This is a genomic window from Lysinibacillus sp. NPDC096418 (genome assembly GCF_044762775.1).
Taxonomy (GTDB): Bacteria; Bacillota; Bacilli; order Bacillales_A; family Planococcaceae; genus Lysinibacillus.
Window position 1 is genome coordinate 14437 of record NZ_JBIWEY010000035.1, and the last position, 22993, is coordinate 37429.

General features: G+C 38.5%; 23 protein-coding genes. 2 read left to right on the forward strand and 21 right to left on the reverse strand.

All coding sequences use genetic code 11. From position 1 onward, the window contains the following. Window positions 1-64 precede the first annotated feature (64 nt). The 18 genes from ACIQZG_RS19975 to mutY all read right to left on the reverse strand — a co-directional run bounded on the left by ACIQZG_RS19975 (window position 65) and on the right by mutY (window position 19297). Window positions 65-811 carry a TerC family protein gene (locus tag ACIQZG_RS19975; RefSeq protein ID WP_402757226.1) on the reverse strand — a complete coding sequence of 249 codons (747 nt, stop codon included), beginning with the start codon at window positions 809-811 and terminating at the stop codon, window positions 65-67. Window positions 812-846: 35 nt separating this feature from the next. Next, window positions 847-1422, reverse strand: a complete 576-nt coding sequence (locus ACIQZG_RS19980) for a TerD family protein (protein WP_402757227.1) — start codon at window positions 1420-1422, stop codon at window positions 847-849. 35 nt (window positions 1423-1457) lie between these two features. Continuing rightward, window positions 1458-2039: a TerD family protein gene (locus tag ACIQZG_RS19985; protein WP_402757228.1), complete on the reverse strand. Its 582-nt coding sequence runs from the start codon at window positions 2037-2039 to the stop codon at window positions 1458-1460. A 38-nt stretch (window positions 2040-2077) separates the two neighbouring features. Further along, window positions 2078-2692 carry a TerD family protein gene (locus tag ACIQZG_RS19990; RefSeq protein WP_402757229.1) on the reverse strand — a complete coding sequence of 205 codons (615 nt, stop codon included), beginning with the start codon at window positions 2690-2692 and terminating at the stop codon, window positions 2078-2080. Between the two features lie 296 nt (window positions 2693-2988). After that, the gene (locus ACIQZG_RS19995) at window positions 2989-3876 is read right to left on the reverse strand and encodes an ABC transporter permease (RefSeq protein ID WP_402757230.1); all 888 of its coding nucleotides are present in this window, start codon (window positions 3874-3876) and stop codon (window positions 2989-2991) included. 13 nt (window positions 3877-3889) lie between these two features. After that, on the reverse strand, window positions 3890-4894 hold the full coding sequence (locus ACIQZG_RS20000; protein WP_402757231.1) for an ABC transporter permease: 1005 nt from the start codon (window positions 4892-4894) through the stop codon (window positions 3890-3892). Between the two features lie 285 nt (window positions 4895-5179). Continuing rightward, on the reverse strand, window positions 5180-6796 hold the full coding sequence (locus ACIQZG_RS20005) for an ABC transporter substrate-binding protein (RefSeq protein ID WP_402757232.1): 1617 nt from the start codon (window positions 6794-6796) through the stop codon (window positions 5180-5182). Between the two features lie 29 nt (window positions 6797-6825). Beyond that, the gene (locus tag ACIQZG_RS20010) at window positions 6826-7806 is read right to left on the reverse strand and encodes an ABC transporter ATP-binding protein (RefSeq protein WP_402757233.1); all 981 of its coding nucleotides are present in this window, start codon (window positions 7804-7806) and stop codon (window positions 6826-6828) included. Further along, window positions 7781-8794, reverse strand: coding sequence for an ABC transporter ATP-binding protein (locus ACIQZG_RS20015; protein ID WP_402757234.1), 1014 nt, complete (start codon window positions 8792-8794; stop codon window positions 7781-7783). Before ACIQZG_RS20015 ends, ACIQZG_RS20010 begins: the two co-directional genes overlap by 26 nt. 272 nt (window positions 8795-9066) lie before the next feature. Beyond that, a complete protein-coding gene (gene nikC, locus ACIQZG_RS20020; RefSeq protein ID WP_402757235.1) occupies window positions 9067-9957 on the reverse strand; it encodes a nickel transporter permease in 891 nt (296 codons plus the stop codon). 15 nt (window positions 9958-9972) lie between these two features. Next, window positions 9973-10977: an ABC transporter permease gene (locus tag ACIQZG_RS20025; protein ID WP_402757254.1), complete on the reverse strand. Its 1005-nt coding sequence runs from the start codon at window positions 10975-10977 to the stop codon at window positions 9973-9975. 259 nt (window positions 10978-11236) lie between these two features. Next, window positions 11237-12835: an ABC transporter substrate-binding protein gene (locus ACIQZG_RS20030; RefSeq protein ID WP_402757236.1), complete on the reverse strand. Its 1599-nt coding sequence runs from the start codon at window positions 12833-12835 to the stop codon at window positions 11237-11239. Between the two features lie 35 nt (window positions 12836-12870). Continuing rightward, window positions 12871-13845 (reverse strand): ABC transporter ATP-binding protein, encoded by a 975-nt coding sequence (locus ACIQZG_RS20035; RefSeq protein ID WP_402757237.1) that lies wholly within the window; start codon window positions 13843-13845, stop codon window positions 12871-12873. Then, on the reverse strand, window positions 13842-14840 hold the full coding sequence (locus ACIQZG_RS20040; RefSeq protein WP_402757238.1) for an ABC transporter ATP-binding protein: 999 nt from the start codon (window positions 14838-14840) through the stop codon (window positions 13842-13844). The genes ACIQZG_RS20035 and ACIQZG_RS20040 overlap by 4 nt, the downstream gene beginning before the upstream one ends. 395 nt (window positions 14841-15235) lie before the next feature. Continuing rightward, window positions 15236-16981: an ABC transporter ATP-binding protein gene (locus ACIQZG_RS20045; RefSeq protein WP_402757239.1), complete on the reverse strand. Its 1746-nt coding sequence runs from the start codon at window positions 16979-16981 to the stop codon at window positions 15236-15238. 173 nt (window positions 16982-17154) lie between these two features. Further along, window positions 17155-17706 (reverse strand): nucleoside tri-diphosphate phosphatase, encoded by a 552-nt coding sequence (ntdP, locus tag ACIQZG_RS20050; protein ID WP_402757240.1) that lies wholly within the window; start codon window positions 17704-17706, stop codon window positions 17155-17157. Window positions 17707-18002: 296 nt separating this feature from the next. Beyond that, window positions 18003-18188, reverse strand: a complete 186-nt coding sequence (locus ACIQZG_RS20055) for a gamma-type small acid-soluble spore protein (protein WP_402757241.1) — start codon at window positions 18186-18188, stop codon at window positions 18003-18005. Window positions 18189-18253: 65 nt separating this feature from the next. Continuing rightward, a complete protein-coding gene (gene mutY / locus ACIQZG_RS20060) occupies window positions 18254-19297 on the reverse strand; it encodes an A/G-specific adenine glycosylase (protein ID WP_402757242.1) in 1044 nt (347 codons plus the stop codon). Window positions 19298-19441: 144 nt separating this feature from the next. On the opposite strand from mutY, the gene ACIQZG_RS20065 reads away from it, so the two are divergent. Continuing rightward, entirely contained in the window at window positions 19442-20428 is a 987-nt protein-coding gene (locus tag ACIQZG_RS20065; protein ID WP_402757243.1) for a metal-dependent hydrolase, read from the forward strand. Between the two features lie 66 nt (window positions 20429-20494). Here the strand turns inward: ACIQZG_RS20065 and ACIQZG_RS20070 are convergent, their stop codons facing one another. The 3 genes from ACIQZG_RS20070 to recX are packed head-to-tail and all read right to left on the reverse strand — an operon-like array spanning window position 20495 to window position 21894. Continuing rightward, on the reverse strand, window positions 20495-20764 hold the full coding sequence (locus ACIQZG_RS20070) for a YfhJ family protein (protein WP_402757244.1): 270 nt from the start codon (window positions 20762-20764) through the stop codon (window positions 20495-20497). Further along, on the reverse strand, window positions 20765-21094 hold the full coding sequence (locus ACIQZG_RS20075) for a YfhH family protein (protein ID WP_402757245.1): 330 nt from the start codon (window positions 21092-21094) through the stop codon (window positions 20765-20767). Then, window positions 21091-21894, reverse strand: coding sequence for a recombination regulator RecX (gene recX, locus ACIQZG_RS20080; RefSeq protein ID WP_402757246.1), 804 nt, complete (start codon window positions 21892-21894; stop codon window positions 21091-21093). Before recX ends, ACIQZG_RS20075 begins: the two co-directional genes overlap by 4 nt. Window positions 21895-21995: 101 nt before the next feature. On the opposite strand from recX, the gene ACIQZG_RS20085 reads away from it, so the two are divergent. Beyond that, complete coding sequence (locus ACIQZG_RS20085) at window positions 21996-22892, forward strand: TIGR01777 family oxidoreductase (RefSeq protein WP_402757247.1); 897 nt, start codon at window positions 21996-21998, stop codon at window positions 22890-22892. The last annotated feature ends 101 nt before the right edge of the window (window positions 22893-22993 follow it).

The window sequence follows — 22993 nt, forward strand, 5'->3', positions numbered from 1 at the left end:
AATGATTGTTGTAAAAAAGGCACTGCATCAGCCTGTTTTTCCCAGACCAATACAGTGCCTTCTGTTACGCTGCTTTTACCTTATTCATCTTATGCATAACAAATGTTAGCATGAATGCTATGATTAAAATGACGAAGAAAATCTCGTGTGAAATATGGAAACCAAAAACACCTGCAAACATTTTAAACGCAATAATACCGATTAAAATAAATGCTGTAGTCTCAAGCTCTGGCACTCTCTCAATCAACGTTAGAAATACACCAGCGATTGTACGCATCATGATAATTCCTAACACCCCGCCTAATAACAGCACCCATACTTGGTCTGATATCGCAAATGCAGCAAGTATTGAATCTACCGAAAAGGCTATATCCATTAATTCAACTGAGATAACCGTTGCCCAGAAAGTACCGAATACTCGGACCATCCAGCCATTTTTCTTAAACTCTTTCGCCTCGTCCTCACTATCGCCACTATTTTTAAAGTGCAAGATAACAAGCCAAGCTAGATAGATGGCCCCTATAATTTTCACCATCGAGAACTTTACCAAATATACACCGATACCTATAAAGATAAATCGGAAGAAATAAGCACCAAACATACCATACATCAAAGCTCTTTTTCGCTGTTTTGGAGGAAGATGTTTAACAAGTACCGCCAATACTAATGCATTGTCAGCAGATAAAAGTCCTTCCATAATCACTAACGAAAGAATTAGTCCCCATGATACTGGATCCGTTAAAACTTCACCCCACATTTGCCAGTTAAAAAACTGCGCATATGTATTAAGTATCTCATTTACTACGTCCAAACGAGTTCCCCCATCAATTACATAATGCCTTTAACTTATTGCAAGCCGTATGCATTTACCAGTGCAGCAAGGCCACCTTGATAGCCTGATCCTACTGCGGCAAATTTCCACTCGCCATTATGACGGTACAACTCACAAAATACAACAGCTGTTTCAATGCTAAAATCTTCGCCAAGATCATATCGAAGGACTTCGGAGCCAGTATCTTCGTTCGTTAAACGAACATAAGCATTCAATACTTGCCCGAAGTTTTGATGGCGACCTTCAGCATCATAAATCGTCACGGTCACAACAATCTTTTCAATTTGAGGAGACACTTGCTTTAGATTCACAAGAATTTTTTCATCATCCCCATCTCCCTCACCGGTACGGTTATCCCCCGTATGTACGACAGATTGGTCTGAACTTGTTAAATTATTGTAGAAGATAAAGTCTTGCTCATTACGGCATTTTCCAGATGCATCTAGTAAAAATACAGATGCATCTAAGTCAAAGTCATTTCCGCCATCGAATTGTTTTACATCCCAGCCTAAACCAATACCTACATTAGTTAATCCTGGATCTTGCTTCGTTAAATCAATTCGTTGCCCTTTACTTAACTGAATACCCATTTGAAAATCTCCCTTCCCTATAAAAAGTTGCAGTATTAGTTTACGTTTAAGCCATAATCATTACAAAGAGCAGCTAATCCACCTTGATAGCCTGCACCGATTGCATTGAATTTCCATTCGCCATTATGACGGTATAACTCACCAACAACTACTGCTGTTTCAATGCTGAAATCTTCACCTAAGTCATAACGAATTACTTCTTCATTTGTCGCTGCATTCACAATGCGGATAAATGCATTTGTTACCATACCGAAGTTTTGGTTACGTGCTTCTGCATCGTGAATTGTTACTGTGAATGCTAGTCGTTGTACGTGTGCTGGCACTTGTGTTAACGCTACTTTCACAACTTCGTCATCGCCATCGCCAACACCTGTTAAGTTATCACCTGAGTGTTCAATTGAGCCATTGCCGCCAACTGTATTGTTATAGAAGACAAAATCATTTTGATCTGCTACTTTGCCTGTATCAGCAAGTAAAAATACAGATGAATCTAAATCGAAATCATGTCCACCATCATATTTGTTTGTGTCCCATCCTAAACCTACAATTACGTTTGTTAACCCCGGATTCGTTTTTGTTAAATCTACTTTTTGACCTTTTTGTAATGAAATACCCATTATTATATTCCTCCTAATGATTTATAATTATTTTTTATTTATTGATATCTTCGAGCTACATCGCCAAGTTTCACATCGTTCGTACCGTTACCAACAGCCGCGAACTTCCATTCATTACCATTGCGGTAAATTTCGCCACAAACTAGCGTCGTTAAGTCCGAATAGTTATCAGTTAAATTATAGCGAATCAGTTCGTTGCCTGTCGTGCCATCATACACACGAATGTATGCATTTTGAATCATACCGAAGTGTTGTTTACGTCCAGCTGCATCGTAAATGTTAACGACGAATACAAGTTTATTGTATTGAGCTGGTACTGAGCCTAATTCAATTGTAATTACTTCATCGTCACCATCGCCATCACCAGTTAAATTATCACCAGAATGCTGAATAGAATTACATTTACTCACTAATTTTCCGAAATAAACAATGTCATCTCCTGCTCGAAGCTTGTCCTCTTGTAGCATTAGAACAGACGCATCACAGTCAACGTCTCTGCCACCTCCGCCGCCTCCAGAAAATAGACCACCTAAAAATCCGCCACTTTTTCCTTGGCTTACAGGGTCCCATCCCAATCCGACTTTAATTTTATTTAAACCAGCATTGCCTTTTGTCAAATCGACGCGTTGCCCTTTTTGCAAATTAATACCCACGATAAACATCCTCCTAAAAATTGAATACGCTTTCAGCTGAATAATACGAATACATCGTTATTAATTAGAAAAAACGAATCTAGACAAAATCATTGATTCCCATAATTAGCAAAATTGACACTACTTGCTACTCAATTACAAATAGGAAACTTTTAATATATCGAAACAAAGGTAATTATTTCAGCCTTATCTTAAGTCTAAAATAATATTACATAAAATTCAAATATTGGCTCCATAAAGATTACTAAATAGTACCCCAATATAAAAAACTTTTCGCAATATGAATTAGAAGCTTATTAACTTTTCATTTTCGGATCGAGTGCATCCCGCAACCCATCTCCCATTAAGTTAAAGCCGAGTACTGTTAGCATAATTGCTAACCCTGGAAAAATCATCGTCCACGGTGCCTTCATTAAGTAAATACGTGCATCCGCAAGCATTTTTCCCCATTCTGGTGCTGGCGCTTCAGCTCCAAGTCCTAAGAAGCCAAGTGCTGCTGCTTCAATAATGGCTGTCGCAATCGCAAGTGTACCTTGCACAATAATTGGCGTCATTGAGTTTGGCAAAATATGCGAGAACAAAATACGAATATCACTCATTCCAATAGCTTTCGCAGCTACAATATACTCTTCTTCTTTTACACTCAGAACTTTTGAGCGAATCAGTCGTCCGAAATTTGGTACATTAATGATCGCAATCGCAATTAATGCATTTTGTAGAGATGGGCCAAGTACAGCTACTACTGCAATAGCTAGTAAAATACTTGGAAATGCCAACATAATATCGAATATCCGCGAAATAATAGTATCAATCCATTTGCCGTAGTAACCAGCTACAACACCTAATACACTTCCAACTATTACAGATAGAATAACTGAGAAGAGACCCACCCAAAGTGAAATACGAGCGCCATGCACAATACGAGAAAAAATATCTCGACCAAAATCATCGGTGCCAAACCAATGCTGGCCTGAAGGTGCTAAAAGCTTCTTCGTAAAATCTTGTTCATTTATTCCTTGCGGTGCAATCAACGGACCAAACACTGCAAGTACAATGAAAAACAATACAATACCTGCACCAATTAGGGAGATTTTGCTCTTTTTAAAGCTACGCCAGCCTTCTCTCCAAGGACCTGCCGCACGATTTTGTGTTGCATCTTTTTTTATATCCATTACTCCAACCATAATCGCATCTCCCCTATTTGTATTTAATCCGCGGATCAATCACTGTATACAATAAATCCACAAATAAGTTAATCATGATAAAAATAAAGGCGATGACTAAAATACCTGACTGAATAACCGGATAATCCCGGAAGCCAATCGCTTCATAAATATAACGACCAATACCTGGCCAACTAAAAATCGTTTCAGTTAAAATTGCACCACCCAGTAGTAAACCTGTTTGTAAGCCGACAATCGTTATCACAGGAATAACTGCATTTTTCAGTGCATGCTTATATACAACGATAAACATTTTTTGCCCTTTAGCACGAGCCGTACGCACATAATCTGAACGCATTACTTCAAGCATAGATGAACGCGTCATTCGTGCGATAATAGCCATTGGAATTGTAGCAAGTGCCATTCCTGGTAACACTAATCGTTTTATCACTTCAGTAAATTGATCGAAGCGTCCTTGGATCAGCGTATCAATCAAATAAAAATGGGTAATGGCGGTTATCGGATCTCGCACATTTTCCCTTCCGGACGTTGGGAACCAACCAAGGTTGATACTAAACGCCCACTGTTCCATTAAACCTAACCAAAAAACTGGCACCGACACACCAATCAAAGCAATAATCATCGCCGTATAATCAAACCAAGAATTTTGGAACCATGCTGAAATAATTCCTGCGTTAACACCTATAATCACTGCAATAATCATTGCAAATAATGCAAGCTCCGCAGTTGCAGCTAAATACGGGAAAATTTCCTCTGATACAGGAAGTTTCGTCCGTAACGACTCACCTAAATCCCCCTGTAGAAGACCACCTAAGTAGCTAAAATATTGGGTATACCATGGCTGATCTAATCCTAAACTTGCGTTCAATGCTTCGACCGCTTCTTTCGTTGCCTGTTGTCCTAAAATAACTTGTGCCGGATTACCAGGAATCGCACGTATAAGCATGAAGACGATGAAAGACATTCCAAGCAAAACTGGGATTAATTGTAGTAAACGTCTTCCCATATAGTGAAGCATATTCTCCACCTCTCTATTATTTTCATATTGTACTTTTGCTAAGGAAATCAAAAAAATCTATACATTTACTGCAGAAAGGTTAGCTGGTCACTAAACGACATCCGTTTTCGCAAATGTTCTTTCATACAGAAAAACGGGTTGTGACAATCATAGTTGCCACAGCCCGTTTTTGCAGTGATGAGCAAAGTCGCCCACTGCATAAGCTTGTTATATCACTATGAAGTAAGCGACACTTACCAAATTCTTTTTGGAATTAGCGTTCAAAAGCTTTATCTTCATTTGAATTTACTTAAAATAAACTGCATCTAAACGGTCAGAACCTGTTGGATGTGCAATATAATTTTGTACATCTGCACCTGCTGCTAAGATTGGAATTGAATGTGCAAGAGGAACCCATGGTGCATCAGCAAAGATAATTTCTTGTGCTTGTTTGTAAAGTGCAATACGTTTTTCTTCATCTATTTCAGTTTGTGCAGCTACAAGCAGTTTGTGTAATTCTTGGTTGTCATAGTACGTATAGTTATTAGAACCGATATTATCTCCGTCTAATAATGTGTAAATGAAGTTATCTGCATCTCCATTATCACCTGTCCAACCAAGCAAGAACGCATCTGCTTCCCCATTTTCAGCCTTTTCTAAATAAGTAGCCCACTCGAACGATACAATTTTCGATGGCATACCGACATCTGCTAAATTCTTTTGAATTGCTTCGGCTACTTTTTGACCATCTGGCATGTATGGACGTGGTACAGGCATAGCCCATAGCTCTATTTCTTTACCGTCATAACCCGCTTCAGCTAGGAGAGCTTTTGCTTTTTCAGGATCGTATGCATAACCCGAGATGTCATCATTGTAACCAGTAATTACTGGAGGCATTGGATTTTTCGCTATCTCAGCTAACCCCTCGTAGAATGCATCTACTAAAGCTTGTTTATCAATTGCATAGTTTACAGCTTGACGTACTTTTACATTATCAAACGGTGCACGAGTCGTTGTTAAACCTAGGTAACCAACGTTCATAGATGGACGTTCGATTAATTGTAATTTATCATTTGATTCGATTGACGCTTTGTCGGACGGGCTAATGCCATCCGCTACATCAATTTCACCTGTATTCAGTGAATTTAAGCGAGTTGCGTTTTCTGGAATAGAACGATAGATTACTTTCTCTAATTTCGGTAAACCATCGATATAATAATCTGGATTTTTCTCGATTGTAATAGAATCATTACGCTTCCAATCAACAAACTTGAATGGACCTGTCCCTACTGGATTAGTAGATAACCCTTCTTCATTTGCTTCAAATGCTGTTGGTGAAGCAATTGCAAATGGCGACATTGCTAAGTTCTTCAGGAATGGTGCTTGTGGTTGGCTTAGTTTGAAGACAACCGTGTAATCTCCTTCAGCTGTTACGGATTCGATGACTTGCTTATCCCCCACTACAAATTGAGAACTATAGTAAGGATGTTTCTCTCCCCCAGCCTTCCAACGCTCAACATTTTTTACAACTGCTTCAGCATTGAAATCAGTACCATCATGGAATTTTACACCTTCTTGTAGTTGGAAAGTGTATGTTAAACCATCTTCAGACGCCTCCCATGTTTTCGCTAATCCTGGTTGAATAGTTACGTCTTGCTCACCGAAGTTAACAATAGTTTCATATAAATTAGCTGTTACTGTGAATGATTCACCATCAGTTACTACAGCTGGGTCAAGTGCTACTGAATCACCGCCACGGCCATATACTAATTCTGTTTTTCCACTACTAGTAGCCGTGTCGTCATCTGTAGAAGTATCTTTAGAACCTGTTTCCTTGTTATCAGAGACACCACATGCAGCTAAGATTACTGAAAGAACAAGGATAAGCATTATGCCTAATGACCAAAACTTCTTTTTCTTCATTCATTTTCCCCCTAAATGTTTTCTATCACTTAATGCTGCAATTCATCGTAGAGATGGCAAGCAACATAATGACCCGGTTTTACTTCTTGCATATTTGGTACAACAGTTGAACACTCTTCCTTTTTAAAGGGACACCTTGTGTGGAATGCACAACCGCTTGGCGGATTTGATGCACTTGGAATGTCTCCAGATATAATGAACTGCTCGCGTTCAAACGCTGGGTCTGGTACAGGAACAGCAGATAATAATGCTTGTGTGTATGGATGTAGTGGCTCCGCATACAAATCTTCACTTGCGGTTAACTCTACTAACCTACCTAAATACATGACGCCAACTCGATTACTAATATGACGGACAACCCCTAAATCATGCGAGATAAAAATATATGTCAGTTTTAAATCTTTCTGCAGCTTTTGCATTAAGTTTAAAACTTGTGCTTGAATAGATACGTCAAGAGCCGATACTGGTTCATCTGCTATGATTAAACGCGGGTTAGTCATAAGCGCTCTAGCAATGCCGATGCGCTGTCTTTGCCCACCACTGAATTGATGCGGATAGCGTTTAATGTGATATTCGTTTAACCCAACAATCTGAAGTAGTTCTAACACCTTTTTCTTCCGTTCTGCTGCCTTCCCCATTCCATGTACAATTAGTGGTTCTTCTAAAATTTTGCCAATGTTATGTCGGGGATTTAATGATGCATATGGGTCTTGAAAAATCATTTGAATATCACGGCGAGCTTTGCGCATCTCTTTGTTTGATAATTCAGATATTTCTTTTCCTGCAAATTCTATGTTTCCAGATGTCGGCTCTAGTAAACGCATAAGCAAGCGGCCTGCTGTAGACTTTCCACAGCCTGACTCCCCTACAATACCGAGTGTTTCTCCCTCAAAAACATCAAAGGAAATGTTATCGACGGCTTTCACATCCCCTACTTGCTTATTAAAAATGCCTTTTCTGATTGGAAAATATTTTTTTAAGCCTTCAACTCTCAATAGCACATTCGTCACGCTTACCTACCTCCTGTTCGGCTAATAAAAAGCATCTGGATTTGTGGTACTCAGATGCATTATAAAGAGGCGGAGTTTCTTGTGTACAACGCTCCATCGCAAATTCACAGCGCTCTGCAAAACGACAACCTACTCTTATAGTTCCTGGCTTCGGCACTGTACCTGGTATTGAATACAACGACTCCTTTTTAAAACGCATATCTGGTACTGATTTTATGAGCCCTTGCGTATAAGGATGCAAGGGTTTATTAAAAATCTCATGGACCGGCGCTTCTTCAACAATCTGTCCAGCATACATAACAATGACACGCTCACAAGTTTCTGCTACGACTCCTAAGTCATGCGTTATCAGTAAAACAGCAGTGTTCAGACGTTTATTTACATCTTTCATGAGTTGTAAAATTTGTGCCTGAATCGTGACATCAAGCGCAGTTGTGGGTTCATCAGCAATTAAAACTTTCGGTTCACAAACTAGAGCCATGGCTATCATGACTCGTTGACGCATTCCACCAGATAATTGATGAGGATAATCTTTCAATAATTCTTCTGCACGTGGCAAACCTACTAATTTCATCATCTCTACTGCACGAGCAAGAGCCCTTTTTTTCGGCCATTTTGGATGATGAATTAAAATTGCCTCTTTTAGTTGATTGCCAATGGTAAACAGCGGATTCAAAGATGTCATAGGCTCTTGGAAAATCATCGCCACATCTTTCCCTCGAATTTTTTGCATTTGTTTATCTGTTAATTTCGCCAAATTCTTTTCGCCTAATAAAATTTGTCCACCAGTAATTTTTCCAGGAGGTGATGGGATTAATCCCATAATTGATAAGGACGTTACACTTTTACCACTACCCGACTCTCCTACTATTCCTAAGATCTCTCCTTCATGAACCGAAAAATCAATATGATCAACGGCAGGAATTTGTCCATCATCTGTGAAAAAAGTTGTCTCTAAACCTATTATTTCTAACAGCTTGTTTCGCATGCGCAACCGCTCCATCCTACCTTATTTTATATTTTATTCAGTATAATACATCAAACATTATCATTTTCCCTATTTTCAGATAATTCTAACTATTTTTTATCTCTCTTTCAACCTTTATTTTTCTATAATATACGCATTATTTCTACACCTTACTCACTCTGGACTATCTCAGTATAATTGGATTTTCCTGTCGAATAGACTAAACTTAAATAAAAAAATAGCCTTCTATTCAAATGATGAACAGAAGGCTTTTTTACATATATCGAATGCTATTAATTTTTCATTTTTGGATCAAGTGCATCACGAAGACCGTCACCCATTAGGTTAAAGCCCAGTACTGTTAGCATAATCGCTAGACCTGGGAATATCATTGTCCACGGAGCATTCAATAAATAAATACGCGCATCCGCTAACATTTTGCCCCATTCCGGTGCCGGAGCTTGAGCGCCAAGTCCTAGAAAACCTAGTGCTGCAGCCTCGATAATAGCTGTTGCAATTGCAAGTGTCCCTTGCACGACTACCGGCGTCATTGAGTTCGGTAAAATATGAGAAAATAATATCCGCATATCCTTCATACCAATCGCTTTTGCTGCCGTTATATATTCCTCTTCTTTAATACTCAACACTTTCGAACGAATGAGTCGGCCAAAGTTCGGTACGTTAATAATAGCGATAGCAATTAACGCATTTTGTAGTGATGGGCCAAGCACCGCTACTACAGCAATTGCTAGTAAAATACTTGGGAATGCTAGCATAATATCAAAAATACGTGAAATAATCGTATCCACCCATTTTCCATAATAACCAGCTACGATACCTAGTATACTACCAACGATTACAGATAAGATAACTGAGAAGAACCCTACCCAAAGTGAAATACGTGCACCATGTACGACACGTGAGAAAATATCTCGACCGAAGTCATCTGTCCCAAACCAATGATCTACTGAAGGAGCTAGTAAGCGCATCGATAAATTCTGCTCATTAATTCCTTGTGGTGCAAGTTTCGGACCAAATATAGCAAGAATAATAAAAAAAATAACAATCCCTGTACCAAGAAGGGCAACTTTACTTTTCTTAAAGCTACGCCACCCCTCCATCCAAGGGCCGGCTGCACGATCTTGTTGAACTTTTTCTGTATTTGTTCGTGTTGCTTCAGACATAATGAATCATCCCTCCTACTTATATTTAATCCTTGGGTCAATCACTGTATACAGTAGGTCGACGATTAAGTTAATCATGATGAAGATAAAGGCAACCACTAGTATTCCAGATTGAATTACTGGATAGTCACGGTAACCAATAGCTTCGTAGATGTATCGACCAATTCCTGGCCAACTGAAGATTGTCTCCGTAAGAATTGCACCGCCAAGTAATAACCCTAATTGTAATCCGATAATTGTTAATACAGGAATAATTGCATTTTTCAGTGCGTGTTTGTACACAACGACAAACATTTTTTGTCCTTTTGCACGAGCTGTACGCACATAGTCAGAACGCATTACTTCTAACATGGATGATCGAGTCATACGTGCAATAATAGCCATCGGAATAGTTGCAAGTGCTAGTCCTGGTAATACTAAACGTCGTAACACTTCAATAAATTGATCGAAGCGTCCTTGAATCAATGTATCTATTAAATAGAAATGGGTGATAGCTGTAACTGGATCACGCACATCTTCACGGCCTGATGTCGGGAACCAGCCTAAGTTAATACTGAATGCCCACTGCTCCATTAATCCTAACCAAAACACTGGAACAGATACACCAATTAAAGCAATCACCATCGCTGTATAGTCAAACCAAGAATTTTGGAACCACGCTGAGATAATTCCGGCATTAACACCGATAACAACCGCAATAATCATCGCAAAAATTGCAAGCTCTGCCGTTGCTGCTAAATAAGGGAAGATTTCAGTAGATACAGGCACTTTCGTACGAAGCGAAACGCCTAAATCCCCCTGCAAAACCCCACCTAAATAGCTGAAATACTGTGTATACCATGGGTTATCTAATCCTAAACTTGCGCGCAATGCTTCAACCGCTTCTTTCGTCGCCTGTTGTCCTAGAATAACTTGAGCAGGATCACCAGGAATCGCACGAATTAACATGAATACGATAAAAGACATTCCGAGCAAAACTGGGATTAATTGTAGTAAACGTTTCCCGATATAGTGAAGCATTTTCTTCACCTCTCCATTAATTTCATGTTGCCTTACTTTAGTCTTCAAACACCATTCGGAAAATACATTCTTCAAATACGTCTCAGTGTATTTGATTTAGTAACGTAGCTTGCTACTAAATGAAGATAAAATTGCTGTATAAAGGTTCAGCCTTCACTAAACGGTTACCTTACTTTAATACAGGAAAAAAAGGGAGGCAGAGTTCCCTCCCCCTCTTCTTTAACAATAGTGAGCTAGCATTTTTATGCTTGCTTCAGCATTATTTTATTTCTACATTTGCTAACTTATCGGTACCTGTTGGGTGAGCAATATAGTTTTTAACTTTTGCACTAGCACCAATGATTGAATTTGAGTGAGCAATATTTACCCAAGGAGCATCATTATTAATGATCACTTGTGCTTGTTTGTAAAGGTCATTACGCTTACCCTCATCAACTTCAGTTTGTGCTGCTACTAATAATTTGTGTAATTCTTGATTGTCATAGAAAGAATAGTTGTTAGAGCCAATGTTATCGCCATCTAAAAGTGTGTAAAGGAAGTTATCTGCATCACCGTTATCACCTGTCCAACCAAGTAAAAACGCATCCGCTTCACCGTTTTCAGCTTTATCGATGTATGTTGCCCATTCAAAAGTAACGATTTTCGATGGCATACCAACGTCAGCTAGGTTCTTTTGAATAGCTTCTGCGATTTTTTGACCATCTGGCATATATGGACGAGATACTGGCATAGCCCATAACTCAATTTCCTTACCGTCATAACCAGCTTCAGCTAGTAATGCTTTTGCTTTTTCTGGATCGTAGTTATAACCTTCGATTTCATCATTGTAACCATTAATGATTGGAGGCATTGGATTTTTCGCTACTTCCGCATATCCTTCGAAAAATGCATCTACGATTGTTTGTTTATCAATTGCATAGTTTACAGCTTGACGTACTTTTACGTTATCGAATGGAGCACGAGTTGCAGTTAAACCAAGATAACCAACGTTCATAGATGGACGTTCTACTAATTGTAAATCTGCATTCCCTTTAATGCTAGCACCATCGGCTGGACTTAAACCTTCAGCAATATCGATTTCACCATTATTTAAAGTGAGTAGACGAGCAGAATTATCAGGAATTGAACGATAAACCACTTTGTCTAATTTTGGTAGACCATCGATACGGTAATCAGGATTTTTTTCAAGTGTTACTGAGTCATTACGTTTCCATTCAACAAATTTAAATGCACCTGTACCTACTGGGTTGTCAGAAAGTGCATCGTCATTTGCTTCAAATGCTGCTGGTGAAGCAATTGCAAATGCAGCCATTGCTATGTTTTGAAGGAATGGAGCTTGTGGTTGGCTAAGTTTAAAAACTAATGCATAATCACCTTCAGCTGTTACTGAATCGATTACTTGCTTATCACCAACTACAAATTGTGAGTTATAGTATGAAAATTTGTCGCCGCCATTTTTCCAACGCTCAAAGTTTTTTACGACTGCTTCAGCATTGAAGTCAGTACCATCATGGAATTTCACGCCTTCTTCAAGTTGGAACGTGTATGTTAATCCATCTTCAGAAGGTTCCCATGATTTTGCTAAACCTGGTTGAATTGTTACATCACTCTTACCGAAGTTTACAAGTGTTTCGTATACGTTTGTTGTTACTTTAATTGATTCACCATCAGTTGCTTGGGCTGGATCAAGTGTCACTGAGTCACCACCACGCCCGTAAACTAAACTGTTTGAACTGTTAGTACCTTTACTATCTGATCCTGAACTTTCTTTTTTATCTCCAGCGCCACAAGCTGCTAAGACAGTAGAAAGAACAAGTACGAGCATTAGCCCTAATGACCAGAATTTTTTGTTCTTCATAAAAATTCCCCCAACTACTTTTTTTATCATAAACGTTACTTATCATCATATAAATGACATGCAACAGAATGACCTGATTTAATTTCTCTTAGGATCGGAGTCTCTTGTGTACACCTCTCCGTTTTAAATGGACATCTCGTATGGAATGCGCAACCACTTGGTGGATTAGAGGCACTCGGGATATCGCCTGTTAATAAAATTTGTTCACGCTCAAACGCTGGGTCTGGCACAGGAACTGAAGATAATAACGCTTGGGTATAAGGGTGCAACGGCTCTGCATATAAATCCTCACTGACAGAAAGCTCAACCATTTTCCCTAAATACATAACACCTACGCGATCACTAATATGTCTAACAACACCAAGGTCATGCGCGATAAAAATATACGTAAGTTTTAAATCTTCTTGCAATTTTTGCATCAAGTTTAATACTTGTGCTTGAATAGATACGTCTAATGCTGAAACAGGTTCATCTGCAATAACGAGACGTGGATTTGTCATGAGTGCTCGAGCAATTCCAACACGTTGACGTTGACCACCACTAAATTGATGCGGATAACGACTTGCATGATAATCACTTAAGCCGACAATGTTTAAGTATTCGAGCACTTTTTTACGGCGTTCCTGCTTATTGCCTATCCCGTGTACGATCAATGGCTCTTCTAAAATTTTGCCGATCGTATGTCGCGGATTTAGTGAAGCGTATGGATCTTGGAACACCATTTGTATATCACGACGCGCTTTACGCATTTCACTCTTAGATAACTCAGAAATAACTTTACCCTCAAATTCGATATGACCTTCAGTCGGTTCCAATAAACGCATAAGTAAACGTCCTGTAGTAGATTTACCACAACCTGATTCCCCTACAATCCCTAACGTTTCCCCTTCATATACATTAAAAGAAACGTCATCAACCGCTTTAACATCACCTACATGTTTATTAAACATACCTTGTCGAATTGGGAAATATTTTTTTAATCCTTCGACTTTCAATATCACTTTACTCATTGTGACATGCCCTCCTTACCATCCATCAGGAAGCAACGTGTTTTATGTGTCTCAGATGTTTGATAAAGTGGTGGGTTCTCTTTGCGACAACGATCAGTTGCAAATTCACAACGTGCAGCAAAACGGCACCCTACTTTAATAGAACCTGGTTTTGGTACATTTCCTTGAATAGAGTACAGTGAATCCTTTTTGTAGCGCATATCCGGTACAGACTTTATAAGCCCTTGTGTATACGGATGTTGAGGATTATTGAAAATATCCGCAACTGTTGCTTCTTCCACAACTTTTCCTGCGTACATTACAATTACTCGTTGGCATGTTTCTGCAACAACACCTAAGTCATGGGTAATCAAAAGAACTGCTGTATTTAGGCGTTTGTTTAAATCTCGCATCAAATGTAAGATTTGTGCTTGGATTGTTACGTCTAGTGCTGTTGTCGGTTCGTCCGCAATTAACACTTTAGGGTCACAAACAAGTGCCATTGCAATCATGACACGTTGGCGCATTCCACCTGATAATTGATGAGGGTAATCATTTATCAACTCTTCAGCTCGTGGTAATCCAACAAGCTTTACAATTTCAACGGCACGTTCACGCGCTTGCCTTTTCGTCCATTTTTTATTATGTATAAGAATTGCTTCCACTAATTGATTGCCAATAGTGAATAAAGGATTTAAAGAAGTCATCGGCTCTTGGAAAATCATCGCAACATCTTTACCACGTATAGCGCGCATCTCTTTATCTGATAATTTCACTAAATCTTTACCTTCCAATAGAATTTGACCACCTGTGATTTTCCCTGGTGGGCTTGGTACTAATCCCATAATAGACAATGACGTTACACTTTTACCGCATCCTGACTCACCAACAATGCCAAGAATTTCACCTTCATGCACTGTAAAATCAATATTATCAACGGCAGGAATTTGTCCATCATCTGTAAAAAAGGTCGTTTCCAAACCTTCTATCCTTAATAGCTCCTTACGCTCGTTCAAATCATTTCACTCCTACCAAAATCTTAATCGTTTATAGTTCAATTTCACTTTCGTACAAAAATACCTGCGATAATGAATTGAGGCTTTAACATTATTCAAATAAGTGTAGAAGCACCATTGAGTAATGGTAAAAAACAATATGAATACCATCTCCTACAAAAGTAGGGACCTCTACTAACAAATTTGTATTATCATAATATACTAACAATTCTATAAAATCAATTTTCTGAATATTCTTTTTTTATTTCTGTATACTTTTTTTCAACAATATCGTGTTTTGCGTTTATTTTTCACTCGTTTTCCCATGTTTTACTTTCAGTTTTTCGGTTATTTTCCAAAACAACTTTCACCCCATAAAAAAAAGCACCCACATTATTAGTGAGTGCTTCCTACTATTATTCTAAATGCTGAACTTGGAATAAATTGTAGTAAGTTCCTTGCTGCTTCATTAACTGATCGTGCGTCCCTTCTTCTATTAATTGCCCATGATCAATAACAATAATTTTATCCGCATGTGTAATAGTAGAAAGTCGGTGCGCAATAATTATTGTTGTACGTTCATGTGCCAATTTTTCAAGTGATTCTTGAATTAGTGCTTCACTTTCCAAGTCTAGTGCAGATGTCGCTTCATCTAATACTAATATCGGTGGATTTTTCAGGAACACGCGCGCAATCGCAACACGTTGCTTTTGACCTCCTGATAGCTTCACACCACGTTCGCCTACTTTTGTGTTATAACCATCTGGCAATCCCATGATGAATTCATGTGCATTGGCTGCTTTTGCCGCAGCAATTACTTCTTCATCTGAGGCATCTGGTTTCCCCATTAAAATATTTTCTTTTACTGAATCGCTAAACAAAATATTATCCTGTAACACAATACCTATTTGAGAACGTAATGAGTGGATTGTCACATCTCGTACATCATGCCCGTCGATTAACACAGTTCCATTTGTCGCGTCATAAAAGCGTGGAATTAAACTTATTATCGTCGATTTTCCGCCGCCGCTCATCCCGACAAATGCTACAGTCTCTCCTGGCTTGATGGTAAAATTAATATCTTTTAAAATTTCTGAGCCATCTTCTTCATATTGGAATCCAACATTTTGAAAGTTAACTTCTCCATTAACACGTTGTAACTCCATCGCACCTTGTTTATTTTGTACCTCGTACGGCTCATCTATCAACTCAAACATACGGTCCATTGAGGCAATCGATTGCGTCAATGTCGTAGAAGAACTTACTAATCGGCGAAGTGGTCCATAAAGTCGCTCAATATAAGCAATAAAAGCGACCATCGTTCCGACAGATAAATCATCATTTATCACTTGGTAACCTGCATAAGCAATAACTAGTAACGGCGCAACATCTGTGATTGTATTAACTACTGCAAAAGATTTAGCATTCCACTTCGTTTGATCGAGTGCCTTTTCTAAAAACTCACCATTTGCTTCATCAAATATTTTTTGCTCATGCTTTTCAAGTGTAAAGCTTTTAATAATACTCATGCCCGCTACACGCTCATGCAAATAACTTTGTACACCAGCAAGTGCCTGTGAACGTTTTCGTGTTAGATCACGTAACTTACCAAAGAAAAATTTCACACTAAACGCATAGAACGGAAATGCTATTAAAGCCACTAATGTGAGCTTGACATCCATCACTAACATAATACCAATTGCGATAACAATCGTTGCAAGGTCTAGCCAGACATTCATTAAACCAGTCATCACAAAGTTTTTCGTCTGTTCAACATCATTAATGACACGCGAAATGACTTCGCCGGCTCTCGTATTTGCATAGTACTTTAAACTAAGACGCTGCAAATGTGCGTAAATTTCTTTCCGAATATCAAACAGCACCTTGTTACTCACATGCTGTGCAAAGTATTGGCGGTAATACTCAATTGGTGGACGAATGATAAAGAATACGAAGATCGTACCACCTAGCCAGTAAAACAGCTGTTTTGTTTTTTCCACGTCCGTTAAATCGTTTGCCCCAATAATATCATCCAAAACGATTTTGATTAACAACGGAATAAATAATGGAATTGCGAATTTCACAATCCCTATCAACACAGTTAAAATAATTTCCCAAGTATATGGTTTTACAAAGCGCATATAACGTTTTATACTACCCAACTTTTCATCACATCCTCTAAAAAAAGAAACAGGCATTCTTATTTGAATGCCTTTACGTATTATAGCAATATTTCGTATACAGTACAGTAACCGAATCCTAAAAGCTAACTATTTCAACCTTTAACTAATGTCAACGTTGTTTTCCGCAAAAAAACACCTGCAAATAACAGGTGCTACTCACTATCGTCAGCTTGCATATCTAGCTGGAATTTATAACGATTCGTCCACGCATCGATAAAATCTGGTGCGAATGGTCCTCTTTTTTGTTGAATCCAGCTAATCAACTTTTCGACATTACGTTTTAAAATTTTATCAATAACTTCAGGATAAGACATTTCTCTACGATGCTGTTCATATTCATCTTCATCAAGAAGTGAGTACGACATATCGGGAAAAACCTTGATGTCTAAATCATAGTCAATGTATTTAATCGCATTATTATCGAAAACAAATGGTGAGCTTAGATTGCAATAATAATACACACCGTCTTCTCGCAGCATGCAAATGATGTTAAACCAGTGCTCCGCATGGAAATAGCAAATAGAAGGCTCTCTCGTTAGCCAGGTACGACCATCGGATTCTGTCACAAGTGTTCGTTCATTTGCACCAATAACGATATTTTTCGTTCCCTTTAATACCATCGTTTCTTGCCATACTCGGTGGATACGGCCATTGTGCTTGTAACTATGTATTTGTATCGTTTCTCCTTCTACTGGTATTGCCATTTTGAAGCCCACCTTTTCCTCTATGCTACCTAAAATCTAGCAGTCTCATGTATATTATAGCAACCCGTCCATGAAACGTGTAGTTAGAAAACCATAAATTTCATTTAGTTATTTCATTTAGGTGCAAATATACGTGGAATGGTAGCAATTTTCATCATAAAAGCATTTTATCGGTAATAATTTCACGTTCATAATAAAAAAAACTGTCACATGCTATCATATAGATTTCATGGACAGTCTTTTCTTAGGTAAACTTAATGGGTTCGCATCAAAATGCGATCATTTACAAATTAAAATCAATTATTATTGTTTTGATTTTTCTTTGCAAATTGACCTGAAGCTTGAGATTTATTCGTCTCAGCTTTCTGATTTTGTTTTTGAACTTCAGCAAAATCTGTTTCTGAACCAAATTCCTCAACTTGACGTTGTTGATTGTTTTGTTTTTGGAAACCTTGGTTGTTGTTGTTTTGATTTCGTTTCATATTAAATTCACCTCCACGCTCATTATTGTGTACCGAGGTGATTGTTTTTATGCGAACGATTTTTTTTATTTTAATTTCTCCCAAATTTTCAGCATTGGAACTGGCATCGGTAACAGTTCAATTTGCTCACGAGTAAACCATTGTCCACTTTTTGAAGGCTCACTTTGTATATAATAGCTATTAAGTTGCCAAGTAAGATGTGAAAACACATGCTTAAATGCTACTAATTCTTGTTGTTTGTTTACATGTACATTGTAATTCGCTTCAAATATAGCCTGTGTAGACAATGTCCCCTTAGCTTCTTGTTCAATCATTGGGAATTGCCACATATCCGCAAGCAAGCCCTCTTTTGGACGTTGCTCCATTAATATGCGCCCTTCTGTATCTTCACAAACAAATACATCATACGTTAAATGCTTCATCTTTACTTTTTTTGATTTCACCGGTAATTTTTCTGGCTCACCTTCATTGAATGCCATGCAGTAGTCACGTACTGGGCATAATAAACACTTAGGTGATGTTGGTGTACAAATGAGTGCACCCAGTTCCATCAACCCTTGATTGAAAGAAGATGTATGCTCTGGATCTATCAGTTTCTCTACAGCCGCTTCAAAGATTTTCTTCGTCTTTGGCACAGCAATATCCTCATGAATTTCTAGCACACGGCTTAAAACACGCATGACATTGCCGTCGACTGCATGCTCCGGCTTATTATAGGCAATACTTAAAATAGCACCTGCTGTATATGGACCAACACCTTTTAATTTAGATATTTCATGGCGATTATCTGGCACTATTCCGCCGTAGTTTTCTAGTACCTCACGTACCCCAGCTTGTAGGTTGCGTGCACGAGAATAATAGCCAAGTCCTTCCCAATGCTTTAATAAATACTCCTGCGGTGCTTCTGCTAACAACTCAAGCGTAGGAAAGCTTTCCATAAAACGATTGTAATATGGAATAACTGTATCAACACGCGTTTGTTGTAGCATCACTTCTGACACCCAAATTTTATAAGGGTCTTTCGTGTGCCGCCAAGGTAAATCTCTTTTTTCACGTTCAAACCATTCGACTAATGTTTGTCGAAATTCTGTTACATATGGATAATTCACAGCTACCTCCAGGATTTTTCAGATTTAATTAATGCTAAAAAGGGTATACAATAAAGATATAGAAATGTAATCACATCACCATTATTGAAATATGCATGTATGCAATGTGCGCTCTATTAACTTGCATATTAGGAGTGGATACTTTTGGATTCAGGCACACATTTCGTTATGGGCATTGCCCTTGGAGGTCTTGCACTTGCTGATCCTGTTGTCGCAAGTCAACCTATGACGTTCACCGCCGTTATGGCTGGTACCATTATTGGCTCACAAGCCCCAGACATCGATACTGTTTTAAAGTTTCGCAATAACGCAGTATATATTCGTAATCATCGTGGGATAACACACTCTTTACCCGCAGTTGCCTTATGGCCAATACTAATTACTGCTGCTTTATCTTTTATTATTCAAGACGCAAATATCCTTCATTTGTGGCTCTGGACATTTTTAGCTGTTGCCCTTCATGTCTTTGTTGATATTTTTAATGCTTATGGCACGCAAGCCATACGTCCTTTTTCGAGAAAATGGGTCGCACTCGGTGTCATTAACACCTTTGATCCAATTATCTTTACTCTACACTGCCTTGGAATACTATTATGGGCATTTGGCGCAAATCCAGTGTGGACATTCAGCATCATGTATATAGTTATTGTCGGCTATTATATTTTACGCTTTGCCGTACAAAGAGCCGTTAAACAGGCTGTACATCATACAATTCAAGATGAGGATTATGTCATTGTAGCACCTACAATGCGCTTCTTCCATTGGCGCATCGCCGCAAAATCAAAAACACATTATTATGTCGGCCGTGCGTACGGTCGTACCGTTAATATTTACGATAAATTCGAAATTAAACCAATGCCAAAAACACCGATCATAGAAGCCGCGCTGAAAGATCCGAATCTAGATGCATTTGTGTCCTTCTCACCGTTATATCGTTGGGAAATTTCCGAACTTGATAATGGTTTAACTGAAGTCCGTTTAATCGACCTTCGATACCGTAGTGACAATCGCTACCCATTCGTTGCCGTTGCTCAATTAAATGATGACAACGAAATTGTTACTTCTTACACAGGCTGGATTTTCACCGAAGATAAACTCCAGAAGAAGTTACAGATTGGGGCTAGTAATTAAGTCTGTTCAACCATACCTAACTAATAAAACCGGTATGTCTCATATAAACGAGACATACCGGCTTTTTTATTGCATCATGTCTTCGCTCGCATCAAGTAAATGTGCGTATTTCGGGTTACGTCCTGCGAATTCGTGAAGCTTATCGCCATAGCTATTAATTAATTGGCGTACTAAGTTTTCTGTATAGTCTACACCGCGGTAGTTATAACCAGCTTTGGCTGATGTCGACTCAAAATCGCTCCATAAAAGCTCGATCCAAACTTGTGCTCGTCCAGTAGACATTTGTGGATTCTTTGCTAATAACTCGGTTGTTAATTTTTCTATTTTTTCTTGCATTTATTTCCCCGCCTTTATTGGTGATAATATTGAGACTGGTAATGCCTCTTGATATTTATCGCCACCTAAACGATGCCCCCATGCAAAACGGCCTTTTAAATAATCGACTTGGAAATATTGATTGTCAGAACCATCAATGCGATACATCTCTCCTTGTACAATCGTATCCAAGTCTACTAAATAAGCTGCTGCCATTAAAGCTTTACGTTCATATACTGCAAACTCATTAATGATTCCTAGCTGTTCTGCTTTACGTGCTTTCTCTTTTAACATTGCCACTTCTTCGCGTAACTCGTGCTCTGACATAGCGGCATAATTTTTTTCGTTCATTGTTCATTCCCCTTCTCTTCAATAAAACGATCTATCACTTCAACAGGAAACCCCTTTTGATAAAGGGCCTGCTTCGTTTTCATTTTCAACTCATAACCAGTATACTTCGCTGAATACTTTTTCCAAACTTTCTCGCCTTGTACATCGAGCATTTGTTGCCAGTCATCCTCGTCTTGCTCAAACGTGATGTCTTGAAGTACCTCATCCACTATACCGAAAGAATAGCCTTTTCGCATTAGAAAGTCTTGAATTTTTTGCTTTACTTGCGCAGGTGTTTTTTTCTTCTCTGAGCGGACTACTTTTTCTGCAAGTTGTGTAGCAAGCTTCACTTGTTCTTCATGACTAAACGTTTCAAGTACTTCATCTTGCAAAGTTTTATCGATTCCTTTTTTGATGAGATCTTGACGAATTGCACGAGGTCCTTTTTTCATCGTTGCCTTTTTCGTATCAAGAAGTGCCTTCGAATATACTTCATCATTTAAAAAGCCATAAGATTTTAACTTCTGAATAGCTTCTAATATAACCGCTTCCCCAAATTCCAAATCGAGGAGCTTTTTCTTGACCTCATGCTCACTACGCATTTGATAAGAAAGGAAATTAAGTGCCTTGTTGAAGGCTTTTCTAATTTCATCTTCATAAGCAATTTCTTCTATATCATATGCTTCTAGGGCTTTCCCTTTTGTTAACCCAAATTGAAGTAAAATTGCTTCGTCAACTGGGAAAGCATACTCTTCGTTCAAATATATATTATAACGCTCTGGATTGTTTTTTTGACGCGCAATTTTTGTAATAATACGCATATAGAAACACCTCTTTACTTACATCATTATAACATCTTTTTCTTTTCGCTCATCTTTATGTATAGTGTAATTATATCGATTGGAAAAAGGAGGGATTTCTAATGAAAATCGTTATTGCTGGAGGCACTGGTTTCGTCGGCAAAATGCTTACTAAATACTTACAAACTGATGGGCACGAAATCGCTATTTTAACACGTTCCACTTCAAAACACGAAAATGGTATCAACTATGTACAATGGTTACAAGACGGTTCTCGTCCTGAAACAGAGCTTGGCGAGGTAGATGCATTTGTTAATTTAGCTGGGGTTTCACTAAATGATGGCCGTTGGACGAAAAAACAGAAAAAGGCCATTTATACAAGTCGAATGGAAGCTACTCTTGAAATTGTGCGTATAATAGAAAGACTTCAGAAGAAACCTAAAGTACTCGTAAACGCTAGCGCTGTAGGTATTTATCCAACTTCTACAATCAACACATATACCGAAAACTGCACGGATTTTGCCACAGACTTTTTAGGTTGGACGGTTCATGATTGGGAACGCCATGCAAAACGCGCTGAAAACTTAGGTGTACGTGTAGCACTTGCTCGTTTTGGTGTGATTTTAGGAAGTGAAAGTGGCGCTCTTCCATCGATGTTACTTCCATATAAAATGTATGTCGGCGGTACAGTTGGTTCTGGTGAACAGTGGCTCTCTTGGATTCATGTGAATGACGCAGCGCGTGCGCTTTACTTTGCAATCATGAATGAGTCGATAAATGGTGCTTTTAATGTCACAGCACCAAACCCAAAACGCATGAAAGAATTTGGCCAAACAATTGCTGGGGTCATGAAGCGTCCACACTGGATGCCTATCCCAAGCCTTGCAATGCAACTAGCACTTGGTGAACAAAGTATGCTCGTATTAGAAGGTCAGTATGTATTGCCACAAGTATTAGAAAATCTAAATTTTGAATTTCATTTTCCTCAACTAAAAGAAGCGCTTGAGGATTTATTATAAAGATACTTTCCAATGGCAACTGTGCCGTTGCTATCGGTGATATTAAAAGTGCTATTAGCAATTCTGAAAATAACTGATGATTAATTCAGTTGGGATAATTT

What these genes read in the sequence shown, in the direction of transcription:
- ACIQZG_RS20055 (WP_402757241.1), bottom strand. Translation starts at nt 18,188, where the DNA reads ATGAAACGAAATCAAAACAACAACAACCAAGGTTTCCAAAAACAAAAC.
- ACIQZG_RS20035 (WP_402757237.1), bottom strand. Translation starts at nt 13,845, where the DNA reads ATGAGTAAAGTGATATTGAAAGTCGAAGGATTAAAAAAATATTTCCCA.
- ACIQZG_RS20075 (WP_402757245.1), bottom strand. Translation starts at nt 21,094, where the DNA reads ATGAACGAAAAAAATTATGCCGCTATGTCAGAGCACGAGTTACGCGAA.
- ACIQZG_RS19985 (WP_402757228.1), bottom strand. Translation starts at nt 2,039, where the DNA reads ATGGGTATTTCATTACAAAAAGGTCAAAAAGTAGATTTAACAAAAACG.
- nikC (WP_402757235.1), bottom strand. Translation starts at nt 9,957, where the DNA reads ATGTCTGAAGCAACACGAACAAATACAGAAAAAGTTCAACAAGATCGT.
- ACIQZG_RS20005 (WP_402757232.1), bottom strand. Translation starts at nt 6,796, where the DNA reads ATGAAGAAAAAGAAGTTTTGGTCATTAGGCATAATGCTTATCCTTGTT.
- ACIQZG_RS20000 (WP_402757231.1), bottom strand. Translation starts at nt 4,894, where the DNA reads ATGCTTCACTATATGGGAAGACGTTTACTACAATTAATCCCAGTTTTG.
- recX (WP_402757246.1), bottom strand. Translation starts at nt 21,894, where the DNA reads ATGCGTATTATTACAAAAATTGCGCGTCAAAAAAACAATCCAGAGCGT.
- ACIQZG_RS20085 (WP_402757247.1), top strand. Translation starts at nt 21,996, where the DNA reads ATGAAAATCGTTATTGCTGGAGGCACTGGTTTCGTCGGCAAAATGCTT.
- ACIQZG_RS20015 (WP_402757234.1), bottom strand. Translation starts at nt 8,794, where the DNA reads ATGCGAAACAAGCTGTTAGAAATAATAGGTTTAGAGACAACTTTTTTC.
- ACIQZG_RS20070 (WP_402757244.1), bottom strand. Translation starts at nt 20,764, where the DNA reads ATGCAAGAAAAAATAGAAAAATTAACAACCGAGTTATTAGCAAAGAAT.
- ACIQZG_RS20025 (WP_402757254.1), bottom strand. Translation starts at nt 10,977, where the DNA reads ATGCTTCACTATATCGGGAAACGTTTACTACAATTAATCCCAGTTTTG.
- ntdP (WP_402757240.1), bottom strand. Translation starts at nt 17,706, where the DNA reads ATGGCAATACCAGTAGAAGGAGAAACGATACAAATACATAGTTACAAG.
- ACIQZG_RS20030 (WP_402757236.1), bottom strand. Translation starts at nt 12,835, where the DNA reads ATGAAGAACAAAAAATTCTGGTCATTAGGGCTAATGCTCGTACTTGTT.
- ACIQZG_RS19980 (WP_402757227.1), bottom strand. Translation starts at nt 1,422, where the DNA reads ATGGGTATTCAGTTAAGTAAAGGGCAACGAATTGATTTAACGAAGCAA.
- ACIQZG_RS19995 (WP_402757230.1), bottom strand. Translation starts at nt 3,876, where the DNA reads ATGGTTGGAGTAATGGATATAAAAAAAGATGCAACACAAAATCGTGCG.